The organism is Ochrobactrum sp. 19YEA23, assembly GCF_029909865.1.
In the GTDB taxonomy this organism is placed as follows: Bacteria; Pseudomonadota; Alphaproteobacteria; order Rhizobiales; family Rhizobiaceae; genus Brucella; species Brucella gambitense.
In genome coordinates, this window is sequence record NZ_JASAMQ010000001.1 from 1,170,383 (window position 1) to 1,188,710 (window position 18,328).

Consider the following 18,328-nt stretch of genomic DNA (forward strand, 5'->3'; position numbering starts at 1 on the left):
GCATTTGAAAAATACAGAATTTGCAACGACGCTTCGCGGCATTGCTGCTCTTTGCGTGATTATTTCCCACTATTTTGGTCTCTTCTGGGTGAATCAGGCCGCTGTTTCTGAGCTTATCCGATCGCCGGCGGTTGATGGGCTTTGGTTGCCTTCTTATTTGATGTGGCTTCACCCTCATCCTTTGTTCAATTGGGGAGCGTTTGGTGTCGCGCTGTTCTTCTTGGTCAGTGGTTTCGTGATACCCTATTCATTGGAGAGATCATCGAGACTTCAATTTATAATAGGCAGAATATTTCGAATTATGCCGGTCTATGCTGCCGGTTTCAGTATTACAATAATATCTATTTTTGTATCGGTTAAGTACTTTGATGCGCAATGGCCATTTACCGCCAAGCAGGTTTTCATTCATTACATTCCCGGCATCCGAGATATCCTGAATTCCGTTAATATTGATGGGATCGTATGGACCTTGGAAACCGAAATGAAATTCTATTTCATTTGTCTGCTTGGGGTATCGGCTTTACAGCGGCGGTCGTTGGCGTTCTTTGTTATCCCTTTTGCCGTGGCGTTAATATCTTTTCTTCTGATTCATAATGTTTCGAAAGTGTATGAAAATGGAAACTATTCGGCATATTGGTTGATGATGGCCCTTATAGATTCAGCGCCCTATCTAGTATTCATGTTCATTGGTTCAGTGTTCCACTATGCCTATAACAATTACATCAATGCCGAACGCTCAATTTTCTTGGTAGCTTCTCTATTCGTATTGCATCTTGTGATTATGTGGTCAGGACCGTTCAGTAGCCGCCTCATTTCATCTCCGAATTATGGCTTGGCGATACTGATTTTTGCGTTTGCGATGAGCTTTCCAAACCTTTTCAGATCATCAAAAATCGGGGATTTTTTCGCCCGTATTAGCTATCCGCTTTATGCAATCCACGGTATCGCTGGCTATGTGATGCTTCGCATTTTGCTTGATTGGCACGTTCCGGCATGGGCATGTCTCATTATCGTTACCGGCTCTGCAATAGTCTCGGCTTGGGTTATACACTTCGCCATTGAAAAGCCGGGTATCAAAATCGGAAAGATAATCGCAAAGCGATTTAAGCCTCGGGGACCGTCTACGCCAGTTTTCAAGGATTCTGACAAAGTTCCACTGCCAGCTGAATAGCAATTTCCAATTAACGGGCCGGTTACCGTCTTACTCTTTGCCATGGTTTTTCCGATTGGAGATCGGCTGTGGCAAAGCAAAATTTCGTCGCGTGTCTGAATGAGACGCTTTCCCATGAAGGTGGCTGGGCTGACAATCCGAAGGATCCGGGCGGCGCGACCATGAAGGGTATCACGCTGGCGACGCTCCGGCGCTGGAAACCCAAAGCGACGAAAGCCGATCTTCGAGCCATTTCAGACGAAATGCTGCAGAAGATCTATCGGGCTGATTATTGGAGCCCTGTAAGGGGCGATACGCTCGCTCCCGGCGTAGATCTCGCAACCTTTGACTATTCCGTCAATTCTGGCCCAGGAACGGCGTGGAAAGCGTTGGAGAAGGTTTTGGGCGGTCCTGATCATGAAACCGTCAAAAAACTCTGCGCGCGCCGGTTGTCGAGCTATCAGCTTTTCAAGCACTGGAAAGAGTTTGGCAAAGGCTGGACGCGACGTATTGCTGCGATCGAAGCCAAAGGCGTGGCTTGGGCGCTCGCTGCGAAAACCTATACGTCAACGCCCGTCAAAGAAGTTCTCAGGGATGAGGCCGTCAAGGCAAAAGCAGTATCTAACCGGCAGGCGGGCGGCGCGACCGGCGGCGCAGCTGCGGGTAGTGGCGCGGCAATGACGCCAGAGCAGGCTGACCAGATCGCAAACTGGATCCTCGGTGGTGTTGTTGTGGCTGGCTTTGCGCTGCTCGCTTACCTGGTGATCCGCGCAATTATCAACAAGAATCGGGCTGATGCCTACGTGCGGGAGGCGCAAGCCCTGTGAGCGCATTGACGGGAATGCTGATCGGTATTGCTGCCAAAGTAGGAGCGCCGCTTGTCAAAGAAGTGCTGCAGCGCCAGCTTGGCGGCGCGGCTGGCGATGTCGCGGGAAGTGTCATCGATATGATCGCCGGCAAGCTCGGCGTCGAGGTCGATGATCTCCCTATGCAGAATCCCGACGAGCTCGGCAATGCGATCAAAGAGGTCGAGCGCGATAATGCTGACGTTCTGCGCATCAACCTGGAAAGCCAGCGCGAAACCTCGCGCCTGCTGCTTGCGCCGTTGGAAGCAAAGCAACCGACCTGGACGTGGGCATGGTTGCCGGCTTGGCAGTGGTTTCTTTTGTTCGCCTGGTTTTGGCGCATTGTGCTCGCGCCGACGGTGAACGGTGCTTTGAATGCAAATGTCGAGCTCGTGCCACTCTCAGATCTTGCTTGGATCACGACGGTTTACATGGGCCTGCATATGGGCGGCAACACGGCAAAGAGCTTCTTTCAGGCACGGTGGGGGAAATGATCGATTTGCACGACCTGGTGACGAAAATGCCGATTGCCAAGTGGTCGATTATCCTGGTGTTCAGCCTAGTGGGTGCGATCATGCAACGTGATATGACGTGGACGGGAAGAATGATTACTTTTTCTATAGGTATCGCGGCCGCTGTCGTGTTCGCCGAGCCGGTCAGGTTATTGCTTTCCCTTGATGCTGGTTGGAGTGATGCATTGTCTGCTGTCTTGGCGATGACCGGCAGAAATTGGGCGGCCTATTTCGTTCGCGCCACAGGCGACCCGACGAAAGCCGCGCGGGAAATTATCGAAATATGGCGCAACCGACGATAAGTTGCGTATCGTGCGCTGTTGTGCGACATTGGTAGCGAGTACTCGTGTAACCTATTGATATTATTATATTTACCCATGATTTGGGATCAGGGGGTCGGAGGTTCGAATCCTCTCGCTCCGACCATTTTTCCCCCACCATGATTGATATAAAAAACCGAGCTATCCTGTGCTTGGCTTGAACCGCGCGTCTTTATCGCGTTGACATGGATTGGTGGGTCTACTATTGCCTTGTTGAAATTCAGAGCCTCCCACGGGGCGGCAAGAAGCATAGTCCAAGGTTCTTCAAATGGTTGCACGCATTTTCCGTCCAGCTAAGACTGCCATGCAGTCCGGTCAGGCCAAGACAGATCAATGGATCCTCGAATACGAGCCGGAAAGCCCGCGCAAGGTCGAGCCATTGATGGGCTACACGTCGTCAGGCGACATGAGAAGCCAGATTCGCCTCGCATTCGATAGCCAGGAAGACGCTATCGCTTATGCAAAGCGCTATGGCATTGCCTATCGCGTTGCCGAGCCGAATGAGCCGAAGCGCCGTAAAGTGTCCTATTCGGATAATTTCCGCTTCGACCGCACGATACCCTGGACGCATTGACAGCTTCCCCGGCCTGGCAATTCGCGCTAAGGCCGGAATACGACGCCCGGGTTTCCACGAAACCCGGAGCGCTGCAAATGTCGCCGATTTTTAAAAGACGTGGTCCCGTAGCTCAGCTGGATAGAGCACCGGCCTTCTAAGCCGTAGGTCGCAGGTTCGAATCCTGCCGGGATCGCCACTTTTTCAATAACTTAGCTTCATCAAATTGCGAAAGTTCCAACTCGATAATTTTCGAGTTCCAACTTTTCTTCATCATTTGTTCTGATCGCGCATTCTCTGGCGTGCCCGGACATGCGAGTCGGTTTGTGGTCCTCAGGACTTGGAATACCGCGAAGTGGGAATCGCGCTTAAAGGCGCGGGTACTCTCACGGGAAAGATTTTATGAGATTCCTTTTTCTAATTATATCGCTCGCTATTGTTCTTCTCACTCCGATTGCCTATGCGGCGACGGACGTTCAAGCCGATGGGTGTATTATCGCTCCTCCGCAGAAATGTTGTCCCAATCCAGAAAAGCCTGATGCGCTTATTTGTTTTCCATATACGGGCAGAACGTAAGCCAAGCTAAATCCTTGCGGCGATAGTAAACTCCGCACTATTCGGTGGATATAGCCCGATTGTCTTTCTTGTTTGCAGCTTTTGCGCGTATTTCAGCAAAGCTTAAATAAATGAAAGAGGAGAGGGTATGCGTTATATTCCAACGGCGGTGGCCGGGTTTGTGGGTTTGGTCGTGCTCAGCATTATTCTGGGTTCGTGGTACACGATCGACGAAGGTGAGCGCGGCGTTATTCTGCGCTATGGCGCAGTGGCTGGCGTCGCGCAGCCGGGGCTGGGGTTCAAGGTTCCGATGATCGATACGATTGTGCGGGTTTCGGTGCAGTCGAAAGCGGCGATCTATAACCAGATGGAAGCCTATAGCCGCGACCAGCAACCGGCGACGATGAATCTGTCGGTCAACTATCGCATTCCGCCGGATCGCGTCGAGGAAGTCTACGCCAATTATGGCGGCGAGGACGGTCTGCTCTCGCGTCTGGTGGAGCGTCGCGTTTTCGAGGAAAGCAAGACGGTGTTTGGCAAATTCAACGCCGTGACCGCCATTCAGGAGCGTAGCCGTCTCAATCAGGAGATTGCAGAAGCCATCCAGAACAGCGTGCGGGGGCCGGTTGTCGTCGATAGCGTCCAGATTGAGAATATCGATTTCTCGGATGCCTATGAGCAGTCCATTGAGCAGCGCATGCTGGCGGAGGTGGAAGTACAGCGCTTGCGCCAGAACGCCGAGCGCGAAAAGGTGCAGGCCGAAATCACCGTGACGCAGGCCAAGGCACAAGCCGATGCCCGCCGTGCGGAAGCAGAGGCGCAAGCCGATGCGGTGCGTCTTCAGGCTGAAGCGGATTCGGAAGCCATCCGCCTGCGCGGCGAGGCAGAGGCAACCGCGATCAAGGCACGCGGCGATGCGCTGCGGGACAATCCGGGTCTGGTATCGTTGACCCAGGCGGAACGGTGGAACGGGCAGCTGCCTTCGACCATGTTGCCAAATAGCTCGATCCCGATGTTGAACCTTAATCCGCAGACGGTATCGGAATAAATTAAAATGGCGGGGTTTTGTCCCGCCATTTTCTTTATCTTACCGCGGCTCGTTGCCACGCGGGCGGATATAGGCCCGCGGGCCATGATTGCCGGGGCGACCACCGTGCCAGCCCGGACGATCCCAGTGGCGGTTACGATAACGGTAATCCGGGCGTCCGCCCCAGTGACCGCGACGATAATAGTAATCATCGCGGTCGTTGAGCGCAGAGCCGATTGCCACGCCGGCGATCAGCGGGATGCCGATGAGGGCTGCATTACGTCCGAAATCATTGGAATAGCCGTTGCCAACCGTTCCTTCCTGAAATGCGATATAGCGTGACGACGACCAGCCGTGGGTCGCACCATAGCTCACCTGACACCAGCCATACCCCGAGGTGCAGCCATGCACCGTCACAGGAGCGCCGCCCGGAATAGCGCCCATGGAAGGATAGCCGGTACTTGGTCCGGTACGGATATTGAGATTGGCAGTGGAGATTGCATTAGCGGCCTGCGCCGCGCCTGCCGACAAGACCCCCACTACGACGAGAGCAGCTTTCAAAGCGAGTTTCATCGAACATCTCCCTGAGTGAACGCGATGAATGACGATAATCTTTTATAAAACGAAGGTGACGGATGAAAGTTCCTCTTTTGATCTTGGTAAATAGCTGAAATGCAGCAGACCAAGCGGAGGATTAGTTTGCAAGCAAATGAAAAAAGCGCCGGACGATCCGGCGCTTTGGCTTGACTGTTTCTCTGTTCGTTTCGACTTAGCGTTTACAACGCGCAACGTAAATCTGGCCACGACTGTTGCGATATTGGCAATTGCCATTGCGCAGCTCACGCACCAGCAGACCGCCGAGGGCACCAGCACCCGCACCGATCAGGGCGCCGCGTCCGCCACCGGCGATGCCGCCGATAATGGCGCCTGCGCCAGTACCTATAGAAAGATCTTTTTCAGTGGTGGTGCAGCCCGAAATTGCCATCAGCGCCACCAATCCAAGTGCTACTTTCCGCATTTCTCTCTCCTCCATGAACCCGATAATGCAATAAGAACGATTCGCATTGAAATCGGTTGCTTGAAATTAAAGGAGAATTTGCAGAGAAAACAGTCACTAACGGCGATAACGCAAAATGACTGCAATCGCCAGAACGGCCAGGCCGATGGCGATGACACCCTGAATAATGAAAACCGCATTCATCATGATATTGTCCTTCAGCGCCGGTGGCGTGCTTAATCAAGCCACCGCGCATAGTGTGCCACTCGCAGCGCTTTCAGCAAAGTGAGAAGCGCTGAGGATTGGTCAGATGGCTGCAAAGCCCTTTTCAAGATCGGCGATGATATCCGCTACATCTTCCAGACCGATCTGGAGACGGATAACCGGACCCGAATAGTTGCCCTTGGCAATCAGGCGATCGGCAACACGCACTTGCAGCGCAAGGCTCTCGTAACCGCCCCATGAATAGCCGAGACCGAAAATCTCCAGCGCGTTGAGGAAAGCATGGGCTTCCGCCTGTCCGCCTTCTTTCAACACAAAGGAAAAGATGCCGGACGAGCCGGTGAAGTCGCGCTTCCAGATTTCATGGCCCGGATGGCTTTCGAGGGCAGGGTGCAAAACCTGCGCCACCGCAGGATGGCTTTCCAGCCAGTGGGCGACCTCCAGAGCGCTCTTGCGGTGATGTTCCAGACGGACGCCCATCGTGCGCATGCCGCGCAGGATCTGGTAGGTGTCGTCGGGGCTGGCGCAAAGTCCAAGCGTGCCGTGTGTTTCAAGAAGCTGCGGCCAGCACTTTTCATTGGCCGAAACAGTGCCGAACAGAATGTCGGAATGGCCCGACGGATATTTGGTGGAGGCGTGAATGGTGATGTCCACGCCGAAATCGAGCGCCTTGAAATAGACCGCGGTCGCCCAGGTATTGTCCATCATCACGATGGCTCCGCCCTTGTGGGCGACTTCCACGATGGCCGGGATATCCTGCATCTCGAAGGTGTTGGAGCCCGGGGATTCTGTAAAGACGACCTTGGTGTTGGGCCGCAACAGCGCTGCGATGTCTGCTCCGAGTTCCGGATCGTAATATTCGACGTCCACGCCCATGCGCTTCAGCATCGTATCGGCAAAATGGCGGGTCGGATTGTAGATCGAATCAACCAGCAATGCGTGATCGCCGGGAGACAGGAATGCCAGAAGCGGCACGGTAACGGCTGCGAGGCCGGACGGCACGCAGATGGTTCCGGCGGAGCCTTCGAGCGCGTTGATTGCATCGCAAAGCGCATCGCTCGTAGGCGTCCCGCGCGTGCCATAAGTATATTTCTGGTCGCCGGTCGCCATGGTCTGGGCATCCGGGAAAAGCACAGTCGAGGCGCGCACGACGGGCGGGTTTACGAAGCCGTGATAGTCGCGTGGCTGATAGCCATCATGCGCCAGTCGTGTGTTTATCCCCAGTTTCGCCGTCTTATCTTGCTGCTTAGCCACGAAATTGCCTCCAGACCATGTTGCATGCGTTCCGCCGGTTCTCTTTTAGAGAGCTCTGCATGGTCGTACCGACTCCCGGATGCGGCCAGATGCGGTTGGCAGAAAGATCATCGATTCCGTCGATTGCGGAATGTTTAGAAGTTCATTCGATAAGCCGCGTCAGGACTGGATGCAACCCCGCGTTCAGTGCTGGAAGCGCAAGACGCGATGCGAAAAGGGAATAATGGAATGTCATCACCGGATTTGAAAAATACGCTCCTCAATCCGGTATATGCGGCCAGTGAACTTGTTCGCGCATTATTGCGACCTGCCTATAAAGGCGCACCGTCCTCCTGGACCATGCAGATGACCGCAATCGTGGTGCTTTTGCCGTTCATCATCCTCATCTTGCACCTGTGGGACGCCGATATCGTGCGGTCGGCGGCTGGAAGCACCAATATCATCATGGAAATCCTGCGAACCGTTACCGATGCGATCCGCACCATTGTCTGGCTGGCGGTTGCGCTTGTGGTCTGGCTGGTGACGGCTCTGATTCTGTCTCCGTCCTATCGCGGGCACATGCGTCATGTGCTTACGCAATGGCACGGCTGGGCAACACTGGTTCTGGCATCCATCGTGGTGGGCAGCATTCCGGCGGAAATCGGCAAGCTCGCTATCGGTCGCGCACGCCCATTTTTGCTTGATCAATATGGCGCTGCCTATTTCTCGCCGTTCAAAGGCGAATTTCTCTATGAGAGCTTTCCATCCGGTCATTCGATGATGGCTGGCATCATGATGATGTCGCTGAGCATTTTCCTGCCGCGCTGGCGCTTTCCCATCATCGTTGTCGGCCTGTTGTTCTGCATCAGCAGACTTGCTGCTGGGGCGCATTTCCCAACCGACATTGTGGCAGGTTGTACTATAGGCTTACTCGCAACCTGGTGGGTGGCGCGCTACATGGCGACGCGAAATATTATTTTTTCATTGGACGCTAAAAGAACCCTCCCGAGAGCGTGATTCTGACCCATTTTGTCGGGTCTTCAGGCCGTAGTGACAAAATGTAATTCATTTAAACATTTGTTATTGCTATGTTTTCCTTGAAGGAATTCTAGCGGGTGTCAATTATTGAGCTTCGTTGGCCGCGCTCCCCAGAAATTGGGAAACTGTGTAAAAAAATTCGGCGCGCGTTCGGGCTTTTCCACGAAACACAGATTTTGCTGCCGTTATTAACTTGACCATTGCCCAATTATCGCCTTCGATAAGGCGGTGAAGGCGACAGGCGCCGCTGTGCTCGAAAATAAACATAAGGCCGGATAACCGGTCGGGGGCGAGAGGCGGTCTGCTATGCGTATGGGTTGGGGAGGAGCGCACCGCTTTTCCGGAAAGACCTATGCAACAAACAACGAGAGAGGCGTTCGGGCGGTTTGCGCCCTGCGTTTCCAGGGAACAAAAGGTTGCAGGCCAGATGAAAAATACGATTCTAATGGGGTTACTGGGTGCAGCAGCGCTGGTGGGCGCAGCTTCAGGGGCATCCGCCGACACACTTTCCGATGTTAAGGCAAAGGGCTTTGTGCAATGTGGCGTGAATACCGGTCTTCTCGGTTTTGCTTCCACGAATGACAAGGGCGAATGGTCCGGTTTTGACATCGATTATTGCCGCGCGGTTGCGTCGGCAATCTTTGGCGATCCGACCAAGGTGAAGTTTACGCCGCTCAATGCAAAGGAACGCTTCACGGCGTTGCAGTCCGGTGAAGTGGATGTTCTGATCCGCAACACGACCTGGACCATCAGCCGCGATACCTCGCTCGGCCTCGATTTCGCGGGCGTGAATTATTTCGACGGCCAGGGCTTCATGATCAATTCGAAGAAGCTTTCCGGCATCAATTCCGCGCTCCAGCTTTCGGGCGCTTCCATCTGCGTTCAGGCCGGCACGACGACCGAGCTGAACATGGCCGACTATTTCCGTTCCAACAAAATGGAATACAACCCGGTCGTCTTCGAAAAGGTTGACGAAGCCAACGCGGCTTATGATTCCGGTCGTTGCGACGCCTATACCACCGACCAGTCCGGCCTTTATGCTATTCGCCTGACGCTCGCCAATCCGGACGATCACGTCATTCTGCCGGAAATCATTTCCAAAGAGCCTCTGGGTCCTGCTGTTCGTCAAGGCGATTCGAAATGGGCCGATGTTATCCGCTGGACCCATTATGCTCTGTTGAATGCCGAGGAATTCGGGATCACCAAGGCAAATGTCGACGAGATGAAGAATTCCGATAATCCGGAAATCAAGCGCTTGCTCGGTACGGAAGCCGATACCAAGATCGGTAACGATCTCGGCCTCGACAATGATTGGGTCGTCAAGATCATCAAGGGTGTCGGCAATTACGGCGAATTGTTCGAACGTAATCTCGGCGCGGGCAGCCCGCTCAAGATTGCACGCGGCCTCAACGCCCAGTGGTCGAAGGGTGGCCTGCAATACGGCATGCCGATTCGTTAAAGGCGACAGCTTTTGCGTCTGACATGAGGTGGGGCAGTGGCGCCGCCTCATGTCGGATTTGGCAGCTCTTTATTTCGCTGAAAACAGGCTCCCCCGCATGGACCGGGATCTGTTTTGCAGCACAAGCATTTGAATCAGGGCGATTGCCCGCAAGAGCGCATAGCATTTCGCTGGCCAGATATTTACCGGCCCGTCGCAAAAAATAATGGTTCGACCGCATTGTCGTTTCGAGAATTACGCTCCTGTTTTGGGGCGTCGCTTCCGTTCCGAAAGTTTGCGTCTGACCAAAGGTACAGGAAACATATGGCTTCCTATTCTGCAACCGAACGCCATGATCGCAGTGGAACCTCACTTCTGTACGATCCGCGGGTTCGCGGTATCTTCTATCAGATTGTGGTTTTCGTCGCAGTCGTGGGTTTGATCTACTGGATCGTCGGAAACACGATTGCCAATCTTCAGCGCGCAAATATCGCCTCCGGCTTCGGCTTTCTGAACGGTCGCGCGGGTTTTGACGTCAGTCAGGCGCTGATCTCGTATAACAGCGATTCGACCTACGGGCGGGCCATTCTGGTCGGTCTGGTCAACACGCTTTATGTGGCGGGCTTGGGCGTTATCACGGCCTCGATCATCGGTTTCCTCGTCGGCATCGGCCGTCTGTCACGCAACTGGCTGATCCGCAAGCTTTGCACGGTCTATGTCGAGGTGTTTCGCAACATCCCGCCGCTGCTGGTGATTTTCTTCTGGTATTTCGGCATTCTGTCGACCTTGCCGAATGTGCGCGAAAGCATCAGCGGGCCGTTGCACACCTATATCAATACACGCGGTTTCTTCATGCCCGCACCCGTCTGGGGTGAGAAGGCATGGCTCATTCCGGTGGCGCTGGTGCTGGGTATTGTCGCGTCTTTCGTGGTGGCGCGCTGGGCGAAGCGCCGGCAGATGGCGACCGGCCAGCCCTTCCATACGATCCGCGTTGCGATAGCACTGATCGTCGGTCTGCCGCTGCTCGCCTTCGTTGTGACCGGCTTTCCCGTTTCTTTCGACATTCCGAAACTGGGCACTTTCAACCTGACGGGCGGGGCCCAGGTCAAGCCGGAATTCCTGGCTCTGTTTCTGGCTCTGTCCTTCTATACGGCCTCATTTATTGCCGAAACGGTTCGGGCGGGCATTCTCGGTGTTAACAAGGGACAGACCGAAGCGGCCTATGCGGTGGGCATGCGTCCCGGGCCGACTATGCGCCTCATCATCGTGCCGCAGGCGCTTCGCATTATCATTCCGCCTCTGTCGAGCCAGTATCTGAACCTCATCAAGAACTCCTCGCTGGCGATTGCCATCGGGTATCCGGATCTCGTCGCCGTCGGCGGTACGATCCTCAACCAGACCGGCCAGTCGGTTGAAGTCGTGGCAATCTGGATGGTGATCTATCTGGGCATCAGCCTGGTTACGTCAGCCATCATGAACTGGTTCAATGCCAAAATGGCGCTGGTGGAGAGATGACCATGGAAAACGCCAATCTCCAATATATTCGCACGGAAATGGTCGACGGTGAAAAGCCGCCGCGCTCGGTGCAGGGCTTTTCGCACTGGCTGCGCGTCAATCTCTTCGCTTCTCCGACCGATGCGGCGCTGACGATTTTCGCCCTGTTTGTGCTGGTCTGGTTTCTGCCCTCGGCCCTTCAGTGGCTGTTCATCAATGCGGTGTGGAGCGGAACCGACCGCACGGCCTGTCTGACCGTCGCACAGGGTGGCGCGCAGCCTGACGGCTGGTCCGGCGCTTGCTGGGCGTTCGTTCAGGCCAAGTATGAACAGTTCATCTATGGCCGCTATCCGATTGATCAGCGCTGGCGGGTCAATCTTACAGCTCTGCTCTTCGTCATCCTTCTCGTGCCACTTATGATACCGAAGGTGCCGCAGAAGGCGCTGAACGCCATTCTGTTCTTCTTCGTCTTCCCGTTTGTGGCATTCTTCCTGCTGGTTGGCGGCTGGTTTGGCCTGTCATTCGTGGAAACACCACTCTGGGGCGGTCTTCTGGTGACGCTGGTGCTGTCCTTCGTGGGCATCGCGGTCTCGTTACCGCTCGGTATTCTGCTCGCGCTAGGTCGTCGTTCGCATCTGCCCGTGATCAAGACGTTCAGCATCATTTTCATCGAAATGGTGCGTGGCGTCCCGCTGGTGACAGTGCTGTTCATGGCGAGTGTGATGCTGCCGCTGTTCTTGCCGCCGGGCGTAACCTTCGACAAATTGTTGCGCGCCCTTATCGGCGTGGCGCTGTTCGCTTCGGCCTATATGGCGGAAGTGGTGCGTGGTGGATTGCAGGCAATCTCGCGCGGGCAATATGAAGGCGCGGATGCGCTCGGTCTCAGCTATTGGCAGAAAACGGGACTCATCATCCTGCCCCAAGCGCTGAAACTGGTGATTCCGGGCATCGTGAATACCTTCATCGGGCTCTTCAAGGATACGAGCCTTGTCTACATCATCGGCATGTTTGATCTTCTAGGTATCGTGCGCCAGAGTTTCTCCGATGCCAATTGGGCTTCTCCACAGACGCCTGCTACGGGCCTCATCTTTGCGGGCTTCGTTTTCTGGATTTTCTGTTTCGCTATGTCGCGATACTCTATATTCATGGAACGACGGCTCGACACGGGTCACAAACGATAAAAAGAACAAAAGGGAATAATGGAATGAGTGCACAAAGCGCCCTCCCGCAATCAGAGCTCGGTGTTGAGGTTGACGGCTCGAAGATGCAGGTATCCAAAACCGATGTCGCCATCGAAATCACGAACATGCACAAGTGGTATGGTGAGTTTCACGTTCTGCGCGACATCAATCTGAAGGTGATGCGCGGTGAGCGCATCGTCGTGGCCGGTCCGTCGGGCTCGGGTAAATCGACGATGATCCGCTGCATCAACCGTCTGGAGGAACATCAGAAGGGCAAGATCGTCGTTGACGGTATCGAGCTGACCAACGACTTGAAGAAGATCGATGAAGTGCGCCGCGAAGTCGGCATGGTGTTCCAGCACTTCAATCTCTTCCCGCATCTGACCATTCTGGAAAACTGCACGCTGGCCCCGATCTGGGTGCGCAAGATGCCAAAGAAGCAGGCAGAAGAAATCGCCATGCATTATCTGGCGCGCGTGAAAATCCCGGAACAGGCCCATAAATATCCGGGCCAACTTTCCGGCGGCCAGCAGCAGCGTGTGGCAATTGCCCGTGCGCTGTGCATGAACCCAAAGGTCATGCTGTTCGATGAACCGACTTCGGCGCTCGATCCGGAAATGGTCAAGGAAGTGCTCGATACGATGGTGAGCCTCGCTGCCGAAGGCATGACCATGATCTGCGTGACGCACGAAATGGGCTTTGCCCGTCAGGTCGCCAATCGCGTGATTTTCATGGATCAGGGCCAGATTGTCGAACAGAATTCGCCGAACGAGTTCTTCGACAATCCGCAGCATGAACGCACCAAGCTGTTCCTCAGCCAGATTCTGCACTAATCCGATTGACTGCCTTGAATTGAAAACACCCGCCAGTCACGCTGGCGGGTGTTTTTATTGGTGGAGTGTTTCGCTCAAGCCGCCACTTACTCTGCGTGCGGTCCTTCGCAGAACTGGATGCGGTTGCCGAAAGGATCGATTACGCCCATCACGCGCCCCCAGGATTCCGTCTCGATACCGGGGCGCATGAAGCGATAGCCGCGCGAAGTGATTTCCTTATGCAAGGCGTCGATGCCTTGCATGCGCACAAACACATTCGCACCGGGGCTGCCATCTCCATGATGCTCGCTCAGATGCAGGATCAGGCCTTGTCGCGATACCTGCATGTATAGCGGCATATCCTCGGCAAACCGGTGCTCCCAGTCGAGAGTGAAACCAAGAAAGCCGAGATAGAATTCCTTGGCCTTTTCGATGTCGAAAATCCGGAAGATGGGGCAGGTTTGTTCAAACTGGATTGTCATGTTGAGCTAGCTCGCTCCGATGAGAGAGTGGACGGTGATGTGTTTCCCTATGCATTATAGACGGAAGCCATAGTTCAATCTTCCACGAAGTGGCGCAGGCGCTGCAAGGCATCGTCCCACTGGGTTGAAACGGCGGCGAGATAGGCGCGGGCATCAACAAGCGGAGCGGGATGCAGGCGGAAATGACTTTCCCGCCCGATCTTTTCGCGATGCACTAGCCCCACCTGTTCCAAAACAGACAGGTGCTTGGTTACGGCCTGCCGGGTGATGCTGCCGTTTTGCGACAGCACCACGATGGAGCGGCTTTCACCGTCGCTCAATGTCTCGATGAGAGCCAGTCTCGTCGGGTCGGCAAGCGCCCCAAAAATAGCGGAAATCTCCATGGCGTGACTGACCGGACTTGCGCTCATTTTTCGACATGGGCCTTGATGTTGCCGACCTGCTCCTGCCAGCCGCCATCGTTCATGCGCAACGCCAAAGGCTGGCGTTCGGCGGGCAGGGCGTCGAAACCGCTCTCGACAACTGTCAGGCGCGTGCCGCTTTCGATCGGTTCAAGCTTGAATTCCACCAGCGTCGGCGGCTCCTTGGAATAATCGACACCGGGTTCAACGGCATAAGGATGCCAGGTGAAGGCGAAATAGTTCGGCGCTTTCATATCTTTGACGAAGGATTCCCAGCGCACATGCTCAAAACCCGGATAGGTGATGTGACCGGTCGATGCTGCGCCGACGATGAACGGTCCATCGAGCTTGACACGAAACCAGCTTCCAAACTCGTCATGGTCGGTCAAGGCGCGCCAAACGCGGTCAATGCCTGCGCGAATGTCGACGGTCTTCTCAATGCGATCTGTCTTGTTTGCAACGGTCATGGTTTAACTCCTCCGTAATTGGCAACTCAATGGTTGCTAATTTACAGGCGTTGACAAAATACGCAACCAAAAAGTTGCATATTATTCCGGCAGAGGTGCCTTGTCGGGTAAAGGGAAGAGCGTGCGGAGCTTCTCCGCCAGAGCGCGATCTCCTTTGACTGTCAGCAAATTGGCCTCCTCAAGCGCTGACAATGGCTGTCCACCATAGATGGTTGCGGCGAGCATACGCGGTGCGCCCTGGAGTGAAAGATCGTATCGTTTCGGCATGCCGCGAGCGATATCCAGCGCCTCATCATGCAGGCGGGCGGTGAAATCTTCGCCATCCAGTCGCAGGTGAATGACCGCATTCATCCCATGGGCGCGTCCGCTATCAAGCATGGTGCGCAGGGATAGAAGGAAGGAGACCGTTGAAATCGGCAGGTTCGGATCATGCGTGGGCGAACGCGCAGCCCAACGGCCGAGTGCTTGCAGGATCGGTTCGCTTTCATAGCCCCATTCGGTGAGTTCATAGACCTGCACCGAGGCGGGCGGCGGCAATTTGGTCTTGTGAAGAATGCCCGCCAGCTCCAGCCCCTCGAGTCTTTGGGTGAGCACATTTGCGCTGACGCCCGGCAGATCGGCACGCAAATCACTAAAGCGCTTGGGTCCCAGCAGCAGTTCTCGCATGACGAGCAGCGCCCAGCGTTCTCCAATCAAATCAAGGCCATGCGCGGCGGCACATGCATCATCGTAGCTGCGCTTCGCAGCCTGCTTATCGTCTTTGGTTATTTTTTCTAACTTCATAGTTGCCTAATATAACTTATCTGTCATTATGTTCAAGCAAACTTAATCCAGACATCGCCAAAATACGCGAAAATGTCTGGTGCTGCGGCGGGGCGCAGCGGCGACAAACAATCATAATGGATACAGGGCCGCGCCCTGCCAATGGAGGAAATGTCATGCCGAAAATGATTTTCGTGAACTTGCCCGTAAAAGACGTCGCGCGCTCAACAAGCTTCTATGAAGCCATTGGCGCGAAGAAGAATCCCATGTTCTCGGACGAAACTGCATCCTGCATGGTTTTTTCCGATACGATCCACGCGATGGTCCTGGATCATGACAAATTCAGCCAGTTCACGCCGAAGAAAATCGCCGATGCCGGTGCGGTGAGCGAAGTGCTGATCTGCCTATCCGCCGACAGCAAGGCCGAGGTGGATGACACGGTCGAAAAGGCTGCGAAAGCTGGCGGTCGTGCCGATCCTGCGGCCAAGCAGGACTATGGTTTCATGTATGGGCGCAGCTTCGAAGATCTGGACGGCCATATCTGGGAGCTGATGTGGATGGATATGGAAGAAGCCGCCAAGGTTATGGGCTGAGCCCACAAACTGGATGAACAGGGAGGAATTGACCATGTCTGGTCTCACCATTTGCCTGTGGTTCGACGGGCAGGCGGAAGAAGCCGCCAATCATTACGTCTCGATCTTTCGCGCCTGTGGGCGACCAGCTTCGATTGATGGTTCCATTCGCTTCAAGCATGGCCACCAGCAAAACGAAGAACAGGCGGTCACCGCGAACTTTACGCTTGATGGACAGAAAATATGCGGCCTCAACGGTGGTCCGTCGTTCAAGTTTACACCGGCGGCTTCGTTGATTGTCCGTTGCAAGGATCAGGCGGAAGTGGATGCCTTCTGGGAAAAGCTTCTGGAAGGCGGCTCGCCGATGGAATGCAGTTGGTTGACCGACAAATATGGCTTCGCATGGCAGATCGTGCCAGATATGTTGCTCGATATTCTGGAAAACGGTGCGCCGGATGTCCGCCAGCGTGTGGCGGACGCCATGATGACGATGGTCAAAATCGATGTTGCGAAACTGGAAGCTGCGCGCGACGCGGTGTAACTTTTGACCGACTATCCGCGTATGGCCGCAACGGCATCATAGCCATAAAGCCAGTCCAGATCCTTCAGGAAAGTATCCGGGCGGCGCAGGGCGAACAGCATGTTGCGGCCAAACGCCATCGGTCCGGTGGCGTGATAGGCAAAGCGGTTAAGCTGGCCGCGCTTGGCAACCGCTGCGAGCCTTTCCTTGCGAACGGTTTCGAAGCGGCGCAATCCCGTCGATTGATCGGCGGCATCAAGCGCTTCGGCAAGGGCGGCTGTATCTTCAATCGCCATCGCAGCGCCCTGCGCAGCAAATGGCGTGACCGCATGGGATGCGTCGCCCAGAAATATGGTGCGGTTCGGCCCCAGAAACTGCGGTTCCGCCATTTCGAAAAGCGGCCAATAGGTCCAGTCTTCGGCAGTCGCCAACACATCACGAACCGGCTTGGCCCAGCTTCTATAGGCGGCTTGCAGTTTTGTGCGGTCACCGGTTTTCGACCAGCTTTCGCCGGGATTTTCGCCCGCTGTGATGGCAACGAAATTGAAGAATGTTCCGGCTTTGACCGGATAGGCGATGAAGTGAATGTCGGGGCCGAGCCAAGCGGATACGGCCCTGCGTTCGGGGAGAGCGCTCAGGAACGAGGCGGGCAGGGCATCGGTCGCCAATGTGGCGCGCCACGCAATATGACCACTGAATTGCGCCTTGTCGTAACCGCCAAGGGCGCGCTGCGCTGACCACACACCGTCACAGGCGATCAGATAATCGGCCTCAACGGTGTTCGTCCCGCTTTCGCTTTTGACGGTCGCCACAATGCCATGGTCGCGGGCGGTATGGTCGAGGATTTCACTGCCGAGGTTGATCTGGATCGCTGGATTTTCCTCGCAGGCTTGCAAAAGCGCCGATTGCAGATCGGCGCGGTGACAAACCACATAGGACTGGTGCCAGCGGAGACGAGCCTTGTCGCCCAGTTCCATCGCGAGCAGGGGACGCGCCTTGCGACCGTCCATAAGGTAGAGCTTTTCAGGCGTTACAGTGTGAGGAACAAGTCTGTCGGCAACGCCAAGGCGCTCAAGATGACGCATTGCGTTCGGGGCTAGTTGCAGGCCCGCGCCGACTTCAGAAAGAGCGGATGCTTTCTCGATAAGCTGGATGGTCCAGCCCCGCGCTGCAAGTTCCAGCGCCGCGCTCAATCCCGCGACACCGGCTCCTACTATCAATATGTGGCCTTTGCCCATATCGGTCTTCTTGCCCAATGCTGTGATGAGATGGGCTGAAATAGTCGCTGATCAGGCCGCTTTATCGGCTGGAGCGTCGTAGGTGCAGCCTGCCGGAAGAGTTTCGTCGGCATGCAGCTTGGCATTGTAGCGATAAAGGGTCGAGCAATAGGGGCAGACCACTTCGCTTTCGTCGCCCATGTCGAGGAAGACATGCGGATGATCGAAAGGCGGGTTTGCGCCGACGCACATGAATTCCTTCACACCGATTTCAATGGCACTATGACCGGCGTCGTTCTGGAAATGAGGAATGATGTGATCGGACATAATACGCTCCGGCTGTCGTTCGCGGTATATAGCACGCTTCAGACCAGCGCGCTCAAAACTCTGCTTGCGTTTACCGCGAAACTCTTGTTTCCGGAAGCGTTTTCATCAATTCTAGGGATATTTAAGTGATTTGCTATCAAACTGTCATGCGACAGCCATAGGCTTTACGATGCGCCGGTTTGTACCGGCAGATTCCGGATTAG

22 protein-coding genes and 1 tRNA gene are annotated in these 18,328 nt (G+C 54.9%); 14 read left to right on the top strand and 9 right to left on the bottom strand.

Annotation, left to right across the window (positions count from 1 at the left end; genetic code table 11):
• The first annotated feature begins 4 nt into the window (after positions 1–4).
• From QBD01_RS05400 to QBD01_RS05430, 7 genes are all read left to right on the top strand, one after another.
• A complete protein-coding gene (locus QBD01_RS05400; RefSeq protein WP_280991900.1) occupies positions 5–1,171 on the top strand; it encodes an acyltransferase in 1,167 nt (388 codons plus the stop codon).
• 68 nt (positions 1,172–1,239) lie between these two features.
• Positions 1,240–1,977: a glycosyl hydrolase 108 family protein gene (locus QBD01_RS05405; protein ID WP_280991901.1), complete on the top strand. Its 738-nt coding sequence runs from the start codon at positions 1,240–1,242 to the stop codon at positions 1,975–1,977.
• Positions 1,974–2,489 (top strand): hypothetical protein, encoded by a 516-nt coding sequence (locus QBD01_RS05410; RefSeq protein WP_280991902.1) that lies wholly within the window; start codon positions 1,974–1,976, stop codon positions 2,487–2,489. Before QBD01_RS05405 ends, QBD01_RS05410 begins: the two co-directional genes overlap by 4 nt.
• Positions 2,486–2,809: a hypothetical protein gene (locus QBD01_RS05415; RefSeq protein ID WP_280991903.1), complete on the top strand. Its 324-nt coding sequence runs from the start codon at positions 2,486–2,488 to the stop codon at positions 2,807–2,809. The genes QBD01_RS05410 and QBD01_RS05415 overlap by 4 nt, the downstream gene beginning before the upstream one ends.
• Before the next feature lie 286 nt (positions 2,810–3,095).
• Entirely contained in the window at positions 3,096–3,401 is a 306-nt protein-coding gene (locus QBD01_RS05420; protein ID WP_182520172.1) for an ETC complex I subunit, read from the top strand.
• Between the two features lie 101 nt (positions 3,402–3,502).
• A tRNA-Arg gene (locus QBD01_RS05425) sits at positions 3,503–3,579 on the top strand.
• A 504-nt stretch (positions 3,580–4,083) separates the two neighbouring features.
• Positions 4,084–4,983 carry a prohibitin family protein gene (locus QBD01_RS05430; RefSeq protein WP_280991904.1) on the top strand — a complete coding sequence of 300 codons (900 nt, stop codon included), beginning with the start codon at positions 4,084–4,086 and terminating at the stop codon, positions 4,981–4,983.
• A gap of 39 nt (positions 4,984–5,022) precedes the next feature.
• Here the strand turns inward: QBD01_RS05430 and QBD01_RS05435 are convergent, their stop codons facing one another.
• From QBD01_RS05435 to QBD01_RS05445, 3 genes are all read right to left on the bottom strand, one after another.
• On the bottom strand, positions 5,023–5,535 hold the full coding sequence (locus tag QBD01_RS05435; protein WP_280991905.1) for an SH3 domain-containing protein: 513 nt from the start codon (positions 5,533–5,535) through the stop codon (positions 5,023–5,025).
• A gap of 196 nt (positions 5,536–5,731) precedes the next feature.
• Entirely contained in the window at positions 5,732–5,980 is a 249-nt protein-coding gene (locus QBD01_RS05440) for a YMGG-like glycine zipper-containing protein (protein ID WP_280991906.1), read from the bottom strand.
• Positions 5,981–6,265: 285 nt separating this feature from the next.
• Positions 6,266–7,435 (bottom strand): cystathionine beta-lyase, encoded by a 1,170-nt coding sequence (locus QBD01_RS05445; protein ID WP_280991907.1) that lies wholly within the window; start codon positions 7,433–7,435, stop codon positions 6,266–6,268.
• Positions 7,436–7,663: 228 nt separating this feature from the next.
• Here QBD01_RS05445 and lpxE point away from each other — a divergent pair, with 228 nt between their 5' ends.
• The 5 genes from lpxE (at position 7,664) to QBD01_RS05470 (ending at position 13,398) form a co-directional block, all read left to right on the top strand.
• Positions 7,664–8,431, top strand: a complete 768-nt coding sequence (lpxE, locus tag QBD01_RS05450; protein WP_280991908.1) for a lipid A 1-phosphatase LpxE — start codon at positions 7,664–7,666, stop codon at positions 8,429–8,431.
• Between the two features lie 448 nt (positions 8,432–8,879).
• Positions 8,880–9,911: an amino acid ABC transporter substrate-binding protein gene (locus tag QBD01_RS05455; protein WP_182520195.1), complete on the top strand. Its 1,032-nt coding sequence runs from the start codon at positions 8,880–8,882 to the stop codon at positions 9,909–9,911.
• Between the two features lie 303 nt (positions 9,912–10,214).
• Complete coding sequence (locus tag QBD01_RS05460; RefSeq protein WP_280991909.1) at positions 10,215–11,405, top strand: amino acid ABC transporter permease; 1,191 nt, start codon at positions 10,215–10,217, stop codon at positions 11,403–11,405.
• Between the two features lie 2 nt (positions 11,406–11,407).
• Positions 11,408–12,565: an amino acid ABC transporter permease gene (locus tag QBD01_RS05465; protein ID WP_182520197.1), complete on the top strand. Its 1,158-nt coding sequence runs from the start codon at positions 11,408–11,410 to the stop codon at positions 12,563–12,565.
• 23 nt (positions 12,566–12,588) lie between these two features.
• The gene (locus QBD01_RS05470) at positions 12,589–13,398 is read left to right on the top strand and encodes an amino acid ABC transporter ATP-binding protein (protein WP_182520198.1); all 810 of its coding nucleotides are present in this window, start codon (positions 12,589–12,591) and stop codon (positions 13,396–13,398) included.
• Positions 13,399–13,484: 86 nt separating this feature from the next.
• Here the strand turns inward: QBD01_RS05470 and QBD01_RS05475 are convergent, their stop codons facing one another.
• From QBD01_RS05475 to QBD01_RS05490, 4 genes are all read right to left on the bottom strand, one after another.
• Entirely contained in the window at positions 13,485–13,859 is a 375-nt protein-coding gene (locus QBD01_RS05475) for a glyoxalase superfamily protein (protein ID WP_280991910.1), read from the bottom strand.
• 74 nt (positions 13,860–13,933) lie between these two features.
• Positions 13,934–14,269, bottom strand: a complete 336-nt coding sequence (locus QBD01_RS05480; protein WP_280991911.1) for a helix-turn-helix transcriptional regulator — start codon at positions 14,267–14,269, stop codon at positions 13,934–13,936.
• Entirely contained in the window at positions 14,266–14,727 is a 462-nt protein-coding gene (locus QBD01_RS05485) for an SRPBCC family protein (RefSeq protein ID WP_280991912.1), read from the bottom strand. Before QBD01_RS05485 ends, QBD01_RS05480 begins: the two co-directional genes overlap by 4 nt.
• Before the next feature lie 81 nt (positions 14,728–14,808).
• On the bottom strand, positions 14,809–15,510 hold the full coding sequence (locus QBD01_RS05490; RefSeq protein WP_280991913.1) for a helix-turn-helix domain-containing protein: 702 nt from the start codon (positions 15,508–15,510) through the stop codon (positions 14,809–14,811).
• A gap of 155 nt (positions 15,511–15,665) precedes the next feature.
• Between QBD01_RS05490 and QBD01_RS05495 the strand changes: the two genes are divergently transcribed.
• Positions 15,666–16,082, top strand: a complete 417-nt coding sequence (locus tag QBD01_RS05495) for a VOC family protein (protein WP_280991914.1) — start codon at positions 15,666–15,668, stop codon at positions 16,080–16,082.
• 34 nt (positions 16,083–16,116) lie between these two features.
• Positions 16,117–16,602, top strand: coding sequence for a VOC family protein (locus tag QBD01_RS05500; protein ID WP_280991915.1), 486 nt, complete (start codon positions 16,117–16,119; stop codon positions 16,600–16,602).
• A gap of 11 nt (positions 16,603–16,613) precedes the next feature.
• On the opposite strand, the gene QBD01_RS05505 is transcribed toward QBD01_RS05500, so the two are convergent.
• The gene (locus tag QBD01_RS05505; RefSeq protein ID WP_280991916.1) at positions 16,614–17,819 is read right to left on the bottom strand and encodes an FAD-binding protein; all 1,206 of its coding nucleotides are present in this window, start codon (positions 17,817–17,819) and stop codon (positions 16,614–16,616) included.
• 51 nt (positions 17,820–17,870) lie between these two features.
• Positions 17,871–18,125, bottom strand: a complete 255-nt coding sequence (locus QBD01_RS05510) for a zinc-finger domain-containing protein (RefSeq protein ID WP_078340488.1) — start codon at positions 18,123–18,125, stop codon at positions 17,871–17,873.
• Positions 18,126–18,328: the final 203 nt, after the last annotated feature.

Bases quoted from the DNA above. Each gene is read 5' to 3' on its own strand.
- QBD01_RS05415 (WP_280991903.1), top strand. From the start codon at position 2,486: ATGATCGATTTGCACGACCTGGTGACGAAAATGCCGATTGCCAAGTGG.
- QBD01_RS05420 (WP_182520172.1), top strand. From the start codon at position 3,096: ATGGTTGCACGCATTTTCCGTCCAGCTAAGACTGCCATGCAGTCCGGT.
- QBD01_RS05430 (WP_280991904.1), top strand. From the start codon at position 4,084: ATGCGTTATATTCCAACGGCGGTGGCCGGGTTTGTGGGTTTGGTCGTG.
- QBD01_RS05435 (WP_280991905.1), bottom strand. From the start codon at position 5,535: ATGAAACTCGCTTTGAAAGCTGCTCTCGTCGTAGTGGGGGTCTTGTCG.
- QBD01_RS05440 (WP_280991906.1), bottom strand. From the start codon at position 5,980: ATGCGGAAAGTAGCACTTGGATTGGTGGCGCTGATGGCAATTTCGGGC.
- lpxE (WP_280991908.1), top strand. From the start codon at position 7,664: ATGTCATCACCGGATTTGAAAAATACGCTCCTCAATCCGGTATATGCG.
- QBD01_RS05455 (WP_182520195.1), top strand. From the start codon at position 8,880: ATGAAAAATACGATTCTAATGGGGTTACTGGGTGCAGCAGCGCTGGTG.
- QBD01_RS05460 (WP_280991909.1), top strand. From the start codon at position 10,215: ATGGCTTCCTATTCTGCAACCGAACGCCATGATCGCAGTGGAACCTCA.
- QBD01_RS05465 (WP_182520197.1), top strand. From the start codon at position 11,408: ATGGAAAACGCCAATCTCCAATATATTCGCACGGAAATGGTCGACGGT.
- QBD01_RS05470 (WP_182520198.1), top strand. From the start codon at position 12,589: ATGAGTGCACAAAGCGCCCTCCCGCAATCAGAGCTCGGTGTTGAGGTT.
- QBD01_RS05475 (WP_280991910.1), bottom strand. From the start codon at position 13,859: ATGACAATCCAGTTTGAACAAACCTGCCCCATCTTCCGGATTTTCGAC.
- QBD01_RS05480 (WP_280991911.1), bottom strand. From the start codon at position 14,269: ATGAGCGCAAGTCCGGTCAGTCACGCCATGGAGATTTCCGCTATTTTT.
- QBD01_RS05485 (WP_280991912.1), bottom strand. From the start codon at position 14,727: ATGACCGTTGCAAACAAGACAGATCGCATTGAGAAGACCGTCGACATT.
- QBD01_RS05490 (WP_280991913.1), bottom strand. From the start codon at position 15,510: ATGAAGTTAGAAAAAATAACCAAAGACGATAAGCAGGCTGCGAAGCGC.
- QBD01_RS05495 (WP_280991914.1), top strand. From the start codon at position 15,666: ATGCCGAAAATGATTTTCGTGAACTTGCCCGTAAAAGACGTCGCGCGC.
- QBD01_RS05500 (WP_280991915.1), top strand. From the start codon at position 16,117: ATGTCTGGTCTCACCATTTGCCTGTGGTTCGACGGGCAGGCGGAAGAA.
- QBD01_RS05505 (WP_280991916.1), bottom strand. From the start codon at position 17,819: ATGGGCAAAGGCCACATATTGATAGTAGGAGCCGGTGTCGCGGGATTG.
- QBD01_RS05510 (WP_078340488.1), bottom strand. From the start codon at position 18,125: ATGTCCGATCACATCATTCCTCATTTCCAGAACGACGCCGGTCATAGT.